A 15,818-nucleotide genomic window follows, 5' to 3' on the forward strand; every position below is an offset into this window, starting at 1 on the left:
GCCAATCGTTTTGTAGACATGTATACAAATACACATAAACACACAAGCGCATAATCGCATGGTTTTTTCGGGAGGGGGCACGTTCGAAGATGATTGGGTTGGCTCAATCCAGACTCGTTCGTCTGGACACCGAATTCGGTGCGGGGATCGGCAAGCAGAATCCGAAAAGACCGCCAGCGAGCCGGGAAGGCATGGCCAAGCAGAGTCATCGTGACGTGGAGCCTGGCGGCCAAACGCGAATGCGACGTCCGGCTTGCAGCCGCGCCAGAGATCGAAAAATCTAGTTTTCAAAGTCAGGAGGAGAATATGAACAGGTCCACGAGTCTTCTTGCCCTGTTGGCCTATGGCGCCATCTGTGGCACGGGTTTGCCTGCAGCGGCGGCGGAACAGGGCTGGATCACCGTGTCTGCCTGCGCGCCGGCCGGCCCGCTGATCCCGACGAACACGACCGAGAGCTGCGGTTCGGACGTTCTGCAGCCGATTCTGGCCGGCCTTGTCACGACCGATGCCAAGACGGGCGGCGTCGTCTACGACATCGCCGAGAAGATCGAGACGACCGACAACAAGGTCTGGACGATCACCCTGAATAAGGGGTGGACGTTCCATGACGGCTCGGCCGTGAAGGCCAGGAACTTCATCGATGCCTGGAATTGGGCAGCCTATGGACCCAACGGGCAGTCGAACAACGACTGGTTCTCGACAATCGAGGGATATGAGGACCTCAATCTGAAGGCGCCCAAGGGCGAGAAGGCTCCCGAGCCGACGGCGAAGGCTATGAAGGGTCTCGAGGTGCTCGACGACTTCTCGTTCAAGGTCGTGCTGAAATCGCCAGTGCCGACCTTCAAGTCGCAGCTGACCTACAAGGCCTTCTATCCGTTGCCGGATTCCTTTTTCCTGGATCCCGAGGCATTCGGGGCGAAACCGATCGGGGCCGGGCCCTTCCAGTTCGAATCCGGCACTCCCGATACGGGGTACAGGCTCGCGGCGTTTCCCGGCTACGCCGGCAGCCGGCACCCTCAGCTAAAGGGCATCGAACTGCGGATCTATTCCAACGAAGAGGCAGCCTATAACGACCTGATCGCCGGAAACCTGGATCTGATGCGCGACATTCCGGCGTCGAAGCTCGTCGGCGAGCTGTGGAAGACCGACCTCGAGGGACGCGTCCTGCAGCAGCCGCGCGCCAATCTTCAGGGTCTCGGCATGCCCTTCACGGACGCCAATGCACAGTTGCTGAAGCCAGGCATCCGGCAGGCGGTTTCCATGTCGATCGACCGCAAGACCATCATCGACGTCATCTTCAGCGGCATCGGCCAGCCTGCCACCGGCTGGGTGCCGCCAGGGGTCGAAGGCTATCAGGCGGGCGCCTGCGGCGAGTTTTGCGAATACAATCCCGAAAAGGCCAAGGAACTGCTTGCCAAGGAAGGCGGTTACAGCGGGGAGATCAAGATCTACTATGCCGGCGATGGAGGGGCCAAACCGGCCATGGATGCGATCTGCAACAGCATTCAGAACACGCTTCAGATCAATTGTCTGACCTCGGCACTGTCGGACAACTCGACGTTCCGCTCCTTCACCCGTTCCGGCAAAGCGGATGGCCCGTTCCCGTCGAATTGGACGATGGACTACCCGTCCATCGACAATGCGCTCATCCCGCTCTACTCCAGCAACGGAACCTCCAACCGCGGCTCCTACGAGAATGCCGAATTCGACGCGCTGATCGCCAAGGCGGCGACCGAGGCTCCTGCCGACAGCGTCCGGACCTATCAGGAGGCGGAGCGGCTGCTGGCCAAGGAAATGCCGCGCATTCCGCTCTGGAACCCGATGACGACGGTGGGCTATTCGCCGAAGATCAAGGGCGTTTCTCTCTATTCCAACGGCCGGCCGGACTATTCCGCGGTAACGCTTGCGGAATGACCCAGCGTGCCGAGAAACATGGCTTGAACAGAGCAACAAAATGACAGGTTACATCCTGCGCCGGCTGATACAGTTCATCCCTGTGTTTCTCGGCACGACCTTTGTGGTCTTCTTCCTGGCATGGGGCATGCCAGGAGACCCGCTCGCCGGGAAATGCGGAGACAGGGAGTGTCCCGAAGCTTTCGTTGCCCAGGCGACCGAAGAGTTCAAGCTCGATCGACCGCTGATAGTCCGATACGGCTACTATGTTGCGGATCTGATGCAGGGCGACCTGGGAAAATCGTTCACCGGACGTAATGTGTCGGAACAGCTGCTCGCGGCATTTCCTGCGACCATCAGGCTCGCGCTGCTGGCGGTGGCAATCGAAGTGCTGATTGGCGTCACCATCGGCATTCTGGCAGCGCTCAGACCCGGCGGTGCATTCGACACGGCCAATCTCCTGCTGGGCCTGGTCATCATCGCATTTCCCGGCTTCGTGATCGCCAATCTGGCCCAGCTGATATTCGGTGTCCGGCTTGGCTGGTTCCCGGTGACAGTCAGCGACGCCGGCAGTTACTATCAGCTGCTGCTGCCTGCTGTGGTCCTCGCACTTGCCCATCAGGTAACGCTGTCGCGGCTTACGCGGACGGCCGTGATCGACAGCCTGCACAGCGATTACATCCGTACGGCCCAGACCAAGGGGCTGCGGATGAGCCGGATTGTGGGAATCCATGCCCTGCGCAACAGCCTCATCCCTGTCGTGACCTATGTCGGCAAGGATATCGGCGGATTGCTGGCAGGGGCCGTGGTCGTGGAAGGCGTCTTCAATATCCGCGGCATCGGCGGGCTCATCGTCCGGTCGATCCGCAGCCATGACGGCATCACCATCGTCGGCGCCGTCACGGTCATCGTCGTTGCCTATCTGATCATCAATCTCCTCGTGGACATCGCCTACGCGGTCCTGGACCCCCGGATTCGTTATGACTGAAACCAAGACAACCATCGCGATGCCGGGAGGCTTGCCTGGAGAGTTCGTCGAAAACACCAGGGCTGGGCGCTCGCTGACCGGCGAAGCCGCAACATTGCTCTTGCGCTCTCCCATGGTATGGGTGGCCCTGGCCGTTCTGTTGATGCTGGTGGTCATGGCCGTTGCGCCCAGCCTGTTCACATCGCTCGACCCGCGCCAGTGTCAGCTCCTCAATGCTCGCAAGCCGCCCAGCTACGGCCATTGGTTCGGTTTCGACATCCAGGGCTGCGACGTCTTTGCCAGGACCATCTATGGAGCCAGGGCGTCGCTGGTCGTGGCGCTGCTGGCGACGATCGGAAGCACCTTTATCGGTGGTGCCGTGGGCCTGCTCGCCGGCTTTTATGGCGGGGTCACGGATTCGGTTGTCTCCCGGATAACCGACGTGGTCCTCGGCTTGCCAACCCTGCTCGGCGCGATCGTCATCCTGGCGACTCTCGGGTCGGGAGATGGCAGCAGCATTATCCGCCTGGCGCTTGTGCTGTCCGTCTTGGGCTGGGCGACCGAGTCCAGGCTGATGCGCGCAAGTGTGTTGCAGACCAAGCAGGCCGAGTATGTACGCGCTGCGAGAATAGCCGGCGCGGGCGACCTCTGGATTGCGGTTCGGCACATCCTGCCCAATTCCGTCACGCCGCTGCTGGTCATGGCCACCCTTTCGCTCGGCGGCTATGTCGGGGCCGAAGCGACCCTGTCCTATCTCGGGCTCGGCCTGCAGGCGCCGATCATTTCCTGGGGGACGGCAATCAGCGACGCCCAGCCCTACCTGGCCAGCGCCCCCCACATGCTGCTGTTTCCGAGTCTGCTGCTGACCGTGACGGTGCTTACACTGGTGCTGTTCGGAGAAGCCGTGCGGCGCGCCTTTGACCCACGCTCCCGGTAGAAAGCGCATGACACTCTTCCAACCGAATTCTGCCTTCGAGCCGCTACTTCGTGTCGACAGGCTGTCCCTCGCACTGGGGTCCGGTCCGAGCCGAACGCCGCTACTGGACGAAGTATCGTTCGACATCCAGTCCGGCGAAGTCCTTGCCGTGATGGGGGAGTCGGGGGCGGGTAAGAGCATGACCGCCCTGGCGATCATGGGAATCCTGTCTCCTGGCATCCGGATAACCAACGGACGGATCTCGTACCGCGGCGAGGATTTGCTGAACCTCTCTCCGGATCGTCGCCGCGGGTTGCGTGGACCGGAAATGGCGATGGTCCACCAGGATGCGCCGACCGCGCTCAATCCGGTCTATTCCGTCGGCTGGCAGATCGCCGAGGTGTTCAAGGTACACAAGGGGATGAGCTCTGCCGATGCCTGGCGGAACGCGGTCGCGCTGATGATGCGTGTCGGCCTGCCCAATGCTGCAGCTCGCGCCAAGGACTACCCCCACCAATTGTCCGGCGGCATGCGACAGCGCGTGATGATCGCCATGGCAATCGCGCTCGAGCCTCGCCTGCTGATCGCCGACGAGCCGACCACCGCGCTCGATGTGACCGTGCAGTCGCAGATCATGCAACTGCTCGTGGCTCTCCAGGAGGAGAAGCGGATGGGCATGATGCTGGTGACCCACGACTTCGGGGTCGTCGCGGAAAATGCCGACCGCGTCGTCATTCTCTATGCGGGCCGCGTTGTCGAAAGCGGAACGCCGCAAAGCATCCTCAGCGCCGCAGCCCATCCCTATTCGAGGGCGCTGGCCGCATGCGTGCCGAGGATGGACGAGGCAGCACAGCGACTTCCCGTCATTCCCGGTAAGCCTGCGAGCCTGGCCGATGCGACGGCCGGCTGCGCCTTCGCGCCGCGATGCCCGTTGCGGCAGCAGATTTGCCTACACGAGCGACCTCCCTTGCGCGAAGTGGCGCCTGGGAAGATGGCCGCCTGTCACTTTAGCGAAGAGGTGCTTGCCGATGGAAGTCGGGCAGTCGTTTTCAAGCCCTGAGCCGGATCGGCCGTTGATCGAGGTTTCGGATCTGGTCTGTCATTTCCCGGTGCGCGCCGGACTGCTGCGCCGGACGGTTGGCTCGATCCAGGCGGTCGACAAGATCTCGTTTTCAGTCCAGCGCGGTGAGGGCCTTGGGGTCGTGGGCGAGTCCGGCTGCGGCAAGTCCACCATGGTCAACGCGCTGATGGGACTAGTACGCCCGACCAGCGGTTCGTTCCGCTATGCCGGGCGTGAAGTGTTCGACATGAGCCGAGCCGAAACGCGCCGTTGGCGGCGCGACGTCCAGATGGTGTTCCAAAATCCCTTTGCTTCCCTCGACCCTCGGATGACGGTTCGGCAGATCGTCGAGGAGCCGTTGCAGGTGAGTGGCTTGCGGCTTGCCGCAGCCGAGCGGCGCGCCCAAGTGCTCCGCATGCTGGAGAAGGTCGGGCTGGATGCCCGCCAGGCCGATCGCTATCCGCATCAGCTTTCGGGAGGACAGCGTCAGCGCGTGGGGATCGCGCGCAGCCTGATCCTGGGTCCGAAGGTGTTGTTCCTGGACGAGCCGGTTTCGGCGCTCGATGTGTCGGTTCAGGCCCAAGTGCTCAATCTCCTCGACGATCTGCGCCGGGAACTGGGACTGACTTTCGTCTTCATCGGACACGATCTCTCCGTGGTGCGCTACGTGAGCGAGCGTATTGCCGTTATGTATCTCGGCCGGATCGTCGAGATCGGGCCACGGGAGGCGGTGTTCGAACGGCCGCAACATCCGTACACCCGTGCCCTGCTGTCGGCCGTGCCACGGCTCGAGCGAACCAAAGCAGGCGCTGGCGAGCGCATCACGCTGGCAGGTGATCCGCCCAATCCTGCAGATCCGCCATCGGGATGTCGCTTCCGCACGCGCTGCTGGAAGGCGTCCGAGATCTGCAGCCGCATCGACCCGGTGTTGTCCGTGGGGTCCGACCCCGGCGCGCATTCGGTTGCATGCCATCATCCCGAGACGCAGTAGCGCCATCATGGATCCCGGCTGTAAGCATGTTGCCCGCCGACCTGTCGAACTGCACAATCTGTTAGGTTCTCGGACCTCGCATGTGGAACCGCGCGATGGCCTGCGGGCAAAGTCTGCCTGGTCGATCCGCTAGACTTGGTCGCGCTCCATCGCCAGTTCCGCCTCGAGGCTTTCGGCGTCGCGGAAGATCGTGGCGACAGCCAGCACGCGTCCGCCGCGCTTGAAACGCAAGATGCAGTCTTTCGCGGCAATGTCGCCCTCGACCTCTATTGCGTCCCATCCCTCGGCATGGCCGACATAGTTGATCGGAACGTCGTAGTGCTGGCTCCAGAAGAACGGCACGTCGGTGAACGGCTTCCGGCGTCCGAGCATGTTCAGCGCCGCAGCGGCTCCCTGGCGCTCCGCCACCACCCAATGCTCCACCCTGATGTTCCCGCCGCTGTGCGGATCTGGCCAGCGGGCGATGTCGCCGGCCGCGTAGATGCCGGGCGCGCTGGTTTCGAGATAGGCGTCCACCAGGACGCCGCGGTCAGTGGCAAGCCCGGCTGCTTCTGCGAGGCTGGTCCGGGGTCGCACGCCAATGCCGGCAACGACGATGTCGGCGACCAGGGTGCCGCCGCCGTTAAGGCGAACTTCTCTTGTGCCGATGCTCGCGGCGGTATCCCCAAGGTGGAAGACGACGCCGTTCTCCTCATGCAAGGCGCGGATGAAGTCGCCCATCTGCGGGCCCAGAACCCGTTCCATTGGCCGCTCCTCGGGCGCCACCACATGCACTTCGATGCCGCGCGTCCGGAGGGCGGCGGCTACCTCGAGGCCGATGAAGCTGGCGCCGAGGACAACGGCGCTCCGCGCCGTGCCAGCCTGCGCAATGATGGCGCGGCTGTCGGCGAAGGAGCGCAGCGTGTGGACATGGGGCTGGTCGGCGCCGGGGATGGTCAGGCGAACCGGCTCCGCGCCCGTCGCCAGCAACAGCTTGTCGAAGGCGAGCCGAGCGCCATCGGCAAGCATGACCTCATTGGCGCCTACATCCAGGCCTGCGACCCTGGTTCCCAGGCGCAGGTCGATGCCGTTCTTGGTGTAGAAGCCTTGCTTGCGCAAAGGGATCCAGTCTTCCGGTGCCTTGCCGGCAAGATAGTCCTTCGAAAGATTGGGGCGGTCCGCGGGCAACGCGTCGTCGTCGCTGAGCATGACGATCGAGCCCTGATATTGTTCGCGCCGCAGCCGCTCGGCGGCGGCAAATCCGGCGGCGCCGCCGCCGACGATGACAATCCTCTCGGCAGCGGCTCCGTCGCTTTCCCTGGGCGCCGGCGACGGCTTCTTGCGTTTCTCGCCAGCAAAGATCATGTCGCCGCGTTGTTCCACCGACCAGCAGGCGAGCGGCGACAGAGCAGGGGCTCGCAGTGCTTCGCCGGTGCGCAGGTCGAAGCAGGCGTGATGCCAGGGACAGCGAATGGTGTCGTCGGCGACGAGGCCCTCAGCGAGCGGCCCGCCATAATGCGAGCACGCGGCGGCGACAGCGAAGATCTCCGGTCCGCGACGCACCAGAAGCACCGGCTCGCCATCGCGATGGCCGATCAGCTTGCCTCCATCGGGAAGTTCGGCGAGCGCAATGCCGAGTGCGAGGTCGGGTCCGCTGGGCTGTGAATGGCTACCGGCCATGTTCTCCTCCCTGCAACTGTCGGTGACGCAGGCCGCGCTGCTGGGCTTGTCCGGCAGGCTGCCTTCTTGGAGTTTTCCGCCATTGCGGTTCCCAGGCAAATGAATTCAGCCTGAGGTGGCACGCAATTTTCTTGACGTGCATGAGGGGGCCGTCTCGGTCAGACATCCGGTGACCCCGGCAGTTGGCGGGGCTCGCTTCCAGAGGCGACGCCTCTTCTCCTCACCCGACACGCGGAAAGACGTTGGATCGTTTGACGATTCCGTAGGCAAAGCTCGTGTCGATCGCCGCGATTCCTTCGATCTTGTGCAGGCGCATGCGCACGAACTGTTCATAGTCCTGCAGGCTTTCGACGAGGACCCGCAGCAGATAGTCCGCGTCCCCGGTCATCACGTAGCAGTCGAGAATCGTGTCGATGTCCCGGATCTTTCGTTCGAAGGCTTCGATCACGTCCTCCGTATGCCGCTCGAGGCGAATGCGGACAAAGACCGTGATGGGCAGTCCGTAAGCCTGTTCGTCGACGATTGCCGTGTAGCCCTTGATGACGCCGGCGTCCTCCAGCAGGCGCAGGCGGCGCAGACAGGGGGAGGGCGACAGCGATACACGCTCCGACAGTTCCTGGTTCGTCAGCCGGCCGTCCTGCTGCAGGGCGGCGATGATCTGTCGGTCCTTGGCGTCCATTCCCGTCTCCAGTGGCAGATTCTGCCAAAAAAATGGGACAGACGATCCAAATTAGCAAGAACATTCCTGCAGATGCCTGGCAATGATTCCACGAAACTGGGTCGAGGGAACAGATGTCATCAGCGGTCGGCAGCGAGGCGGCACAGCCCGCGCGGAACAACATCCAGACTGCGACGGTGATTGGTTACGCCGCCATCGCGGTGACGGTCGCGGTCTGGGCAGGCTTTGCCCTTTCCATCCGCTACATCAGCGCCTCGGCCTTGACGACCGCCGACGTCGCACTCATCCGCTTCGGCCTGCCGACATTGCTGCTCCTGCCGCTCCTTCCGTCACGCGGTCGGGCCCTGCGGTCAGTGAGGCCCCGTGACGCCATGATGGTGATCTGCGGGGCAGGCTTGCCGTTCTTCTTCGTCGCTTCCGCTGGCGGGGCGGCAACATCCGCGACCTATGTCGGTGCACTGATTGCCGGGACGTCGCCGCTGTCGGTCGCTCTCGTCGGCTATGCGATCGACCGCCGCTTCGCGCCGGCGACACGCTGGCATGCGCTTGCGATCATCGTCGCCGGTGCCGCCGCCCTTGTCGTCGCCGCACCGGCGGGGGTTTCTGTGTCGACCGCCAAGGGGGTAGCGCTTCTCCTGGGCGCTAGCCTGCTCTGGGGGATCTATACCCTGGGCCTTCGCCGTGCCGGCCTGGATGCGGTCGGAAGCACGCTGCTCCTGAGCGTGCCGTCCCTTGTCGGCCTGTTGGTGCTGATGGCTTCCGGTCTGGTCGACAGCCACCTCGGCACGTTCGCACTGGCCGACGCAGCCCCTTTCCTTTTGGTCCAGGGGCTCGGCGTGGGCCTGACCGCGAGCCTCGCCTACGTCATAGCCATTGCTCGGCTCGGCACCGCCCGCAGCGCCGCCGTCGGCTCGCTGGCGCCGGCACTCGCCAGCCTCCTGGCCGTTCCGCTCCTTGGCGAGTCGCTGACGCTGCTGACTGCGCTTGGTGTCGGCGCGATCACCCTGGGCGTCGTCCTGTCCAACCGTTCCTGATCTCAACCGAGGATTAGCGCCATGTTCGCGAACCTGCCCATCCTTCCCGCGGATCCGCTTTGGGGGCTGAGCGCTGCATTCCGGCAGGATCCCCGTCCGTCCAGGATCGATCTGGTGGTCGGCGTCTATCGCGATGCCACCGGCATCACGCCGGTTCTGGATGTCGTCAAGGCCGCCGAGCGCCGGCTGGCGATGGAGGCGCCGTCGAAGGCGTACCGGTCGCTGGCAGGGAACGTCGCGTTCAACGACGGAATGGCGAAGCTCTTGCTCGGAGCAGAGCCAGCGCGCCTCGCACGCCAGTTCACGATGCAGACCATCGGGGCGAGCGGCGCGCTGCGGCTCCTGGCCGATCTCGTCGCTCGCGCCAACCCCGAGGCGACCGTGTGGTCGACCGATCCGGCCTATGTCAACCACCGGCCGCTGATGGAAGCTGCCCGGCTTCGGGTGAGCCACTATCGCTGGCGTGAGCGCGGCGGCGTTGTCGATGTCGAAGCTGTCCTCGACGATCTTGCCGCCGCGCGCCGCGGCGATGTCGTGTTGCTGCATGGGTGCTGTCACAACCCGACCGGCATCGACATGCCGCTCGCGGGCTGGGCGGCGATCGCGGATTTGTGCGCAAACCGCGGTCTGGTTCCTCTCGTCGACATCGCCTACCAGGGTTTTGGCGACGGCCTCGATGAAGATGCTGCAGGGCTGCGTCTCCTGGTGGACAGGCTCGACACGGTGCTCGTCTCGGCAAGCTGCTCGAAGAACATGGGCCTCTACTGCGAACGCACCGGAACCGCGACCGTGATCGCCGCGGACGCGCCTGCGCTTCGTGCGGTACCCGGCACGCTCGAACGCATCACGCGCAGCAACTATTCCATGCCGGCCGAGCACGGTGCGGCCATCGCCGCAGTCCTCCTTGCCGATCCGGAGCCCTGGCGCAGCGAACTCGAAGGCATGAGGCGTCGCGTCGTCGGCCTGAGAAACGCGTTGGCCGATGCACTCGAGCGCCTCGGTCTCCCCGAGGAGATGTACGGCCTGCGGCATCACAAGGGCATGTTCTCGCTGCTTCCGCTTGGTCCGGACGCGATGACGCGGCTGCGCGAGGAGTTCGCCATCTACGGCACGCAGACCGGCCGCATCAACATCGCCGGTCTCCGCCCCGATCAGATCGAGCCGGTCGCTCATGCGCTGGCTCGCGTTTCCTCGGCAGATCGCCGTTCGGTGGCTGCCTAGGCAGTCGAGATATCCTCTCAGGTGTTCGGGGACGGCCGGGGGCGCTGGAAATCTGAGGCATCTTTGCCTTGGTTGGTGAAGCGCTCGTCGCGGCTCCCGCCACTTCGACTTCCTTCCGTTTGACGAAATAAGCGACCGATCCAAGTCGCTTTCATCGCTCGGCCGGGACATCGGTTCATCTATGACGCGACGCTTGTCTGGATCGCGTGCCGTTTGTCAGTCTCGACCATTTCGGACTCTGATCGGCACATTCGTTTGGAAAGCATGTGATGACGATATCCATCGATAGAGTTCCGAGCTGGCGCGACATCGCGCGCGTCGGCGATGGCGAAGCGCTGGCCCTGGCCCCGGCCGCCTGGGATCGTATCGCCTACGCGAACCGCATCGTGGCGCGCATCGTTGAAAACGGCATCCGCGCCTACGGCGTGAACACCGGGGTCGGTGCTTTGTCGAATACGGTGGTCGAGCCTGCTTTGCAGGAAAGACTGTCGCGCAACATCATCCTCAGCCACGCGTGCGGGGTAGGCGACCTGGTGCCGGAGCGCGGCATTCGCGCCATCATCGCGTCGCAGGTCGCCAATTTCGCGCATGGGCACTCCGGCGTGCGCCCCGCGATCGTTCGCAACCTGCTGACTTTCCTGGAACGGGACTGCATTCCGGAAGTGCCCTCGCGTGGTTCGGCGGGATATCTCACGCACAATGCCCACATTGCCCTGGTGTTGATAGGCGAGGGCAGGGCGCGCGTCGCCGGGCGTCGTATGAATGGGCGCGATGCCTTGGCCGCCATCGGACTCGAGCCCTTGGTGCTCGGCGCCAAGGAGGGCCTGAGCCTCGTCAACGGCACGGCATGCGCGACCGGCCTGTTGAGCATGGCATTGGCCCGTGCCGAACGCCTGCTGAACTGGGCCGATGCCGCCGCGGCGCTGACCCTGGAAGCCGCCGGCGGCCAGATGGCGGCCTTCGACGAGCGCGTGCTCGCCCTGCGCCCATCGCCCGGCATCGAAGCGGTAGGCGCAACGTTGCGCCATCTGCTCGAGGGTAGCGGCCTGATCGCTGCAGCCCGCGGCAGGCGCACCCAGGACGCGCTGAGCCTTCGCGCCGTACCGCACGTGCATGGCGCCGCGCGCGAGGTTCTGGAGCGCTCCGCCCAGCTGGTCGACCGCGAGCTGGCTTCGGTCACCGACAACCCGGCCGTGATGGGCACGCCGGAGAACCCCATGGCGTTCTCGGAAGCCCATGCCGTGGCGCCCGCATTGGGCCAGGCCGCAGACAGCCTGGCGATCGCTCTTGCGCAGGTGGCGGGGATGAGCGAACGGCGCATAGACCGTCTCGTCAATCCGCTCGTCAACGATCTGCCGGCGTTCCTCGCCAGCGAAGGCGGCTGCAATTCCGGCTTCATGATCGCCCAGTACACCGCCGCCTCCTTGAGCAACGCCAACCGCCGCCTCGCCGCCCCGGCTGCCACCGACGGCGGTGTCACCTCCGGCCTGCAGGAGGATTTTCTCGCCCACCCGACCGTCGCCGCCAACAAGCTGTTGGCCGTGGTCGACAACGCCGAATACATCCTCGCCATCGAACTGATGGCGGCTGCGCAGGCGCATGATTTCCTGGCAGGCAAGGAAGCGCGCGCGCCTCGCACCGATGCGATCTATCGCGCCCTGCGCGGGCATGTCGCGCACTATGCCGACGATCGGCCGCTGTCGTGGGATATGGAGACGCTGCGCGATTTCATCCGCGAGGCGGACGTCCCCTAGAATTCCATCTGCCGTGGCCGGCGTTGGGATGGGCTCGCCGGCCACACTTGCCTTCACGATTTCGCGATCTGACCCCGGAGGGGCGCCAATCCGGCGCCTGAGGCGCGATTTGCTGCCAATTGCCGCATTCCGCTCGGCCCACCCAATGTCGACTTATGCCGAACGCGCCCCCGATGCCGCCGGATACGGCTGGCGAGGGGCGTGAGATTCCCCCGGTTTCCAGGGGCATCTTTGCAGTACGACATCCATGCGATGAGGATCGAAACGGAGATGAAGACGGGAATGGACCAACGAGCCACGATGACGGGGCGTCTCTTCGAGGACACGGCCGTAGCAGGTGGGATCCGTGGCGCAAGATTGCGGGCACTCGCTCTCGCCACCGCCATGCTTGCAGCCGGGCCAGCGGCCGCGCACGAATTCACGGCCGGGATTCTGAGCGTCGGCGAAGGAGGTGAAGCGCGGCTTGCCGAGGCGGTGCGAGGCTTCCTCCTGGCGGCCGACGAACGCGACGGGCACGCCGGCGAAACGTCGGACGGACATCTCGGCGGGGTGGACGTGAACATTCTCCCGTTGCCGGCCGAGGCCGCTGCGGGCGTCGACAAGCTGAACGGTCGCCCCGACGCGACGCCCCACGTGACGGTGGTCATCGGTCCGGAGAAAGAGGCTGCGGCGGCGATGGCCGAGGCTTCGGCGAACGGCGCCGTGCTGCGCCCCGGCACCTTGCCGGCACGCAGCCTCTGGGCCGAGGCCACTGCGGCCGACAGCTTTGCCGCGCGCTACCGCAGCGCCTATGGCACCGCGCCGACCGAGGCCGCGGCCGAGGGCTACAATGCCGCGCGCCGTCTGGAGCAGGCGATCCGTCCCCTGGATGGCACGGAACCCCGCGCCGAGCTGGCATCCGCGCTGGCCAAGACCGAAGCCGGCATCGACTGGTAGTCGGTCGCGACTGCACGCGAGACGATGGCGCCGCGCGGCGCCATCGCGGGCGGCGCCACCGCAGCCTTGACCTCGGCCCTGTTCGGTGTCGTGTGGTCGCTACCACCCTGCCATAATGTCGGGTGGCAGCATCAGAGCGTCAACGGGGTGCTTCGCCCGGTGCGATGCCGAAGACGAACTCCGCCTTGCCCTGTCCCATGTTGTAGTACTGGTGCCTGCAGCCCGCCGGAATGTAGAAGCCGTCGCGCGGGTTGAGTTCGAACCAGACCTGGCCCCCGGCGTCCGGCACGTGGACGTTGAGCTGGCCCGAGAGCACATAGAGGCATTCGTCGCCGCCGTGGCTTTCCATGCCGGTGCGCCTGCCGGTGAGGATCGACGTCCGGCCGGCGACCAGATGCTCCGTCGAGCAGTAGAGGCCGGTGTAGGCGCCCTGCGTTTCCTGGTCGAGGCTCCAGAGCAGGTCGGTGTCGCGCATCGGGTGGATCGTCCGGCTGGCGCGTTCCGAGCCGGCATCCATCGGCCAGCGCCCGACGAGGTCGCAGCGCGCATATTGCGAGTTGGTGACGAGCTCCTTGGTGCGCGCATAGGGGCCGGACGTGCCCTTGGCGGGTGGCGGAGCGAAATACTCCAGCACCCTGACCGGCTCTTCGCCGAGATTGAAGCCGTGGTGCCAGGTGTCCTTGCGGAAGAACAGCGCCTCTCCCGCCTTGGCGATCTGCATTTCGCCGGTCTGCGGATTGGCGAGGCCGAACGTGCCCGAGATGACATACATCACCTCGTCGGCGCCGAAGATCGTGCGGAACGCGTCGGTGTGCTTGAAGAAGCCGCCCGGCTGCAGGCCGAAGACCAACTGGTGGATATTGTCGGTCGAGGCGTAGATCCAGTCGTCGACGAGGCCGGCATCCTCCTCGCCCCAGAGATGCCGTGTGACCTTGTCGTAGGGGATATGCGACGGGCGATCGAACACCGGTCGTGGCGACGGCTTGTAGGCCATGTTGATCTCCAGTCTGGATTTTCGGGGGCGATCCCCGTCTCAGCTCTTGGCGGGATGCGTCCACTCCATGAGCCGCGCCACGACGGCACTTTTCATCTTCGGGTCGAGGCGCATCACGTCGAACACTTCGGCGAGCCACAGCCCTTCCGTCGCCAGCCGGATGATGGTGGCGAGCACCGGGTCCAGCCCGTCATTCTCGACACCGGTCTGGCAGCGGATGTTCTGTTGGCGGACGATGAGCAGCAAGTCCGGGAAGTTGTGCAGGGCGGCGGTGATCGCGGCACCCAGCCGGTCGTATTGCGGCCCGGTGCTCGTGGCATTGCCGAGCGTGGCGCCGACATAGGCGCGCGTATAACGACCCGCCGCAGCTTCGTCGTGCGTTTCAAGTCCGGCAAGGCCAGTCTCGAACAACGAGACGAAGCGCTCGACCATGGCCCGGACAAGCGCGTCTTTGCTGGAGAAATGGTGGAGAATACCGCCCTTGCTGAGACCCGTCTGTTCGGAGACTTCGTCAAAAGTCAATGCGGCCACGCCCTTGTCGACGATGATCGTCTCGGCCGCCGCAAGGATACGTTCCCGAGCGATCTCGCCCTTGCTCAGATCGCTGGCGCCTCGCTGCCTTTTCATGCCGACGCCTTCATACGTTCGACGATCTCGCTCATCAGCACCAGGTCTTCGCGCGAGTCGGCAAGCGTCGTCTTCGGTTTGGTGCCCTTCGTCAGATGCTCGTGGAACGCCTTGAGTTCGAGCGCAAAGGGATCGCTGTAGTTGGGGCCATAGGTGGTCGTCTGCGTGTCGGTGCCGGTCGACTCGATGACTTCGAGCGACGTCGGCAGGTTGCGTATGTACGGCGTGTCGTAGCCGATGCGCATCTGGCGCGTATCGCTGAGGATTTCGATGCGCGCGTCGAAGCGGGCGACGTTGTCGATCAGCGCTTCGTAGATCGCGGTGAAATTGCCGTAGTCGAACAGTGCCACGATCGACTCGCCATTCTGCTTCTGATGCGCCGCGATCACCCGCTTGGGCCGGCCGATCAGTTCGCGCATCGCCGAAAGGCTGTGCGAGGAAAGACCGGTCAGCACCTGGTAGGCGCGTGAAAGGCCGGCCGGCGGGTTCGTTCCCACGACATTTTCCAGAAGCGCCGTCGTCTCCGCGCGGGACTGCGCCAGGAACTCCGCGGACAGATCATTCGGGTAGAAGATATTGCGGGTCTGCTGGATGAAGAACGGTCCCTCGCAGATGATGTCGCGCACACGCACGTTGCGGATGTCGTCCGTCTTCGGCAGCATTTCCTTGGCGCGCAGGAATGCCGGCGAATAGCGGCGCATGTAGGCGACGAACAGCAGCCTGTCGCTCGCTCCGGCGAGCGGTGCCGCGGCATCGATCTCGCCGATGGTCAGGCAAGCCGGCTTCTCCAGGAAAACATGCTTGCCGGCCTTCAGCGCCATCGTCAGGTAGTGGCTGTGGGTCTGGTCCGGAGTCAGGATGAAGACGGCATCGACGTCTGCCGAGGCAACCAGTTCCTCGGCGGTCTGGTAGACCTTGGCACCGGGATAGCGGGCCGCGCAATGGCGCGTCAGGCTCGGCGATACGTCGAACACGCCGGCGATCTCGAACAGATCCCGGTTGTCGGCCAGGATCGGCAAATGCATCAGCTGGCTGACCTCGCCGAGACCGATCAATCCGACACGAACTATGCTCATGGAATGCCTTT

General features: G+C 64.5%; 14 protein-coding genes. 9 read left to right on the plus strand and 5 right to left on the minus strand.

Going from position 1 to position 15,818, the window contains the following annotated elements:
• Nucleotides 1-306: 306 nt before the first annotated feature.
• From AmiPiv_RS00795 to AmiPiv_RS00815, 5 genes are read left to right on the plus strand one after another with little or no spacing between them, the layout of a single operon-like run.
• A complete protein-coding gene (locus AmiPiv_RS00795) occupies nt 307-1,914 on the plus strand; it encodes a peptide ABC transporter substrate-binding protein (RefSeq protein ID WP_340035341.1) in 1,608 nt (535 codons plus the stop codon).
• Between the two features lie 40 nt (nt 1,915-1,954).
• Nucleotides 1,955-2,881, plus strand: coding sequence for an ABC transporter permease (locus AmiPiv_RS00800; RefSeq protein WP_340035342.1), 927 nt, complete (start codon nt 1,955-1,957; stop codon nt 2,879-2,881).
• Nucleotides 2,874-3,797, plus strand: a complete 924-nt coding sequence (locus AmiPiv_RS00805) for an ABC transporter permease (protein WP_340035343.1) — start codon at nt 2,874-2,876, stop codon at nt 3,795-3,797. The genes AmiPiv_RS00800 and AmiPiv_RS00805 overlap by 8 nt, the downstream gene beginning before the upstream one ends.
• 7 nt (nt 3,798-3,804) lie before the next feature.
• Nucleotides 3,805-4,836 carry an ABC transporter ATP-binding protein gene (locus AmiPiv_RS00810; protein WP_340035344.1) on the plus strand — a complete coding sequence of 344 codons (1,032 nt, stop codon included), beginning with the start codon at nt 3,805-3,807 and terminating at the stop codon, nt 4,834-4,836.
• Nucleotides 4,805-5,827 carry an ABC transporter ATP-binding protein gene (locus AmiPiv_RS00815; protein WP_445206873.1) on the plus strand — a complete coding sequence of 341 codons (1,023 nt, stop codon included), beginning with the start codon at nt 4,805-4,807 and terminating at the stop codon, nt 5,825-5,827. Before AmiPiv_RS00810 ends, AmiPiv_RS00815 begins: the two co-directional genes overlap by 32 nt.
• A gap of 129 nt (nt 5,828-5,956) precedes the next feature.
• Here the strand turns inward: AmiPiv_RS00815 and AmiPiv_RS00820 are convergent, their stop codons facing one another.
• Nucleotides 5,957-7,486 (minus strand): FAD-dependent oxidoreductase, encoded by a 1,530-nt coding sequence (locus AmiPiv_RS00820; RefSeq protein WP_340035346.1) that lies wholly within the window; start codon nt 7,484-7,486, stop codon nt 5,957-5,959.
• 220 nt (nt 7,487-7,706) lie between these two features.
• The gene (locus AmiPiv_RS00825) at nt 7,707-8,165 is read right to left on the minus strand and encodes an Lrp/AsnC family transcriptional regulator (protein WP_340035347.1); all 459 of its coding nucleotides are present in this window, start codon (nt 8,163-8,165) and stop codon (nt 7,707-7,709) included.
• 113 nt (nt 8,166-8,278) lie between these two features.
• Here AmiPiv_RS00825 and AmiPiv_RS00830 point away from each other — a divergent pair, with 113 nt between their 5' ends.
• From AmiPiv_RS00830 to AmiPiv_RS00845, 4 genes are all read left to right on the plus strand, one after another.
• Nucleotides 8,279-9,199: a DMT family transporter gene (locus AmiPiv_RS00830; RefSeq protein ID WP_340035348.1), complete on the plus strand. Its 921-nt coding sequence runs from the start codon at nt 8,279-8,281 to the stop codon at nt 9,197-9,199.
• A 21-nt stretch (nt 9,200-9,220) separates the two neighbouring features.
• Complete coding sequence (locus tag AmiPiv_RS00835; RefSeq protein WP_340035349.1) at nt 9,221-10,420, plus strand: amino acid aminotransferase; 1,200 nt, start codon at nt 9,221-9,223, stop codon at nt 10,418-10,420.
• A 269-nt stretch (nt 10,421-10,689) separates the two neighbouring features.
• Nucleotides 10,690-12,174, plus strand: a complete 1,485-nt coding sequence (locus tag AmiPiv_RS00840) for an HAL/PAL/TAL family ammonia-lyase (RefSeq protein WP_340035350.1) — start codon at nt 10,690-10,692, stop codon at nt 12,172-12,174.
• A gap of 231 nt (nt 12,175-12,405) precedes the next feature.
• Nucleotides 12,406-13,110: a hypothetical protein gene (locus AmiPiv_RS00845; RefSeq protein WP_340035351.1), complete on the plus strand. Its 705-nt coding sequence runs from the start codon at nt 12,406-12,408 to the stop codon at nt 13,108-13,110.
• Between the two features lie 139 nt (nt 13,111-13,249).
• Here AmiPiv_RS00845 and AmiPiv_RS00850 read toward each other — a convergent pair whose 3' ends face one another.
• From AmiPiv_RS00850 to AmiPiv_RS00860, 3 genes are read right to left on the minus strand one after another with little or no spacing between them, the layout of a single operon-like run.
• Nucleotides 13,250-14,104 carry a cupin domain-containing protein gene (locus tag AmiPiv_RS00850; RefSeq protein ID WP_340035352.1) on the minus strand — a complete coding sequence of 285 codons (855 nt, stop codon included), beginning with the start codon at nt 14,102-14,104 and terminating at the stop codon, nt 13,250-13,252.
• A gap of 39 nt (nt 14,105-14,143) precedes the next feature.
• On the minus strand, nt 14,144-14,731 hold the full coding sequence (locus AmiPiv_RS00855; RefSeq protein WP_340035353.1) for a TetR/AcrR family transcriptional regulator: 588 nt from the start codon (nt 14,729-14,731) through the stop codon (nt 14,144-14,146).
• Entirely contained in the window at nt 14,728-15,807 is a 1,080-nt protein-coding gene (locus AmiPiv_RS00860) for a Gfo/Idh/MocA family protein (protein WP_340035354.1), read from the minus strand. Before AmiPiv_RS00860 ends, AmiPiv_RS00855 begins: the two co-directional genes overlap by 4 nt.
• Nucleotides 15,808-15,818: the final 11 nt, after the last annotated feature.

Origin of the sequence: Aminobacter sp. Piv2-1, assembly GCF_037625995.1 — a bacterium.
Classification (GTDB): domain Bacteria; phylum Pseudomonadota; class Alphaproteobacteria; order Rhizobiales; family Rhizobiaceae; genus Aminobacter.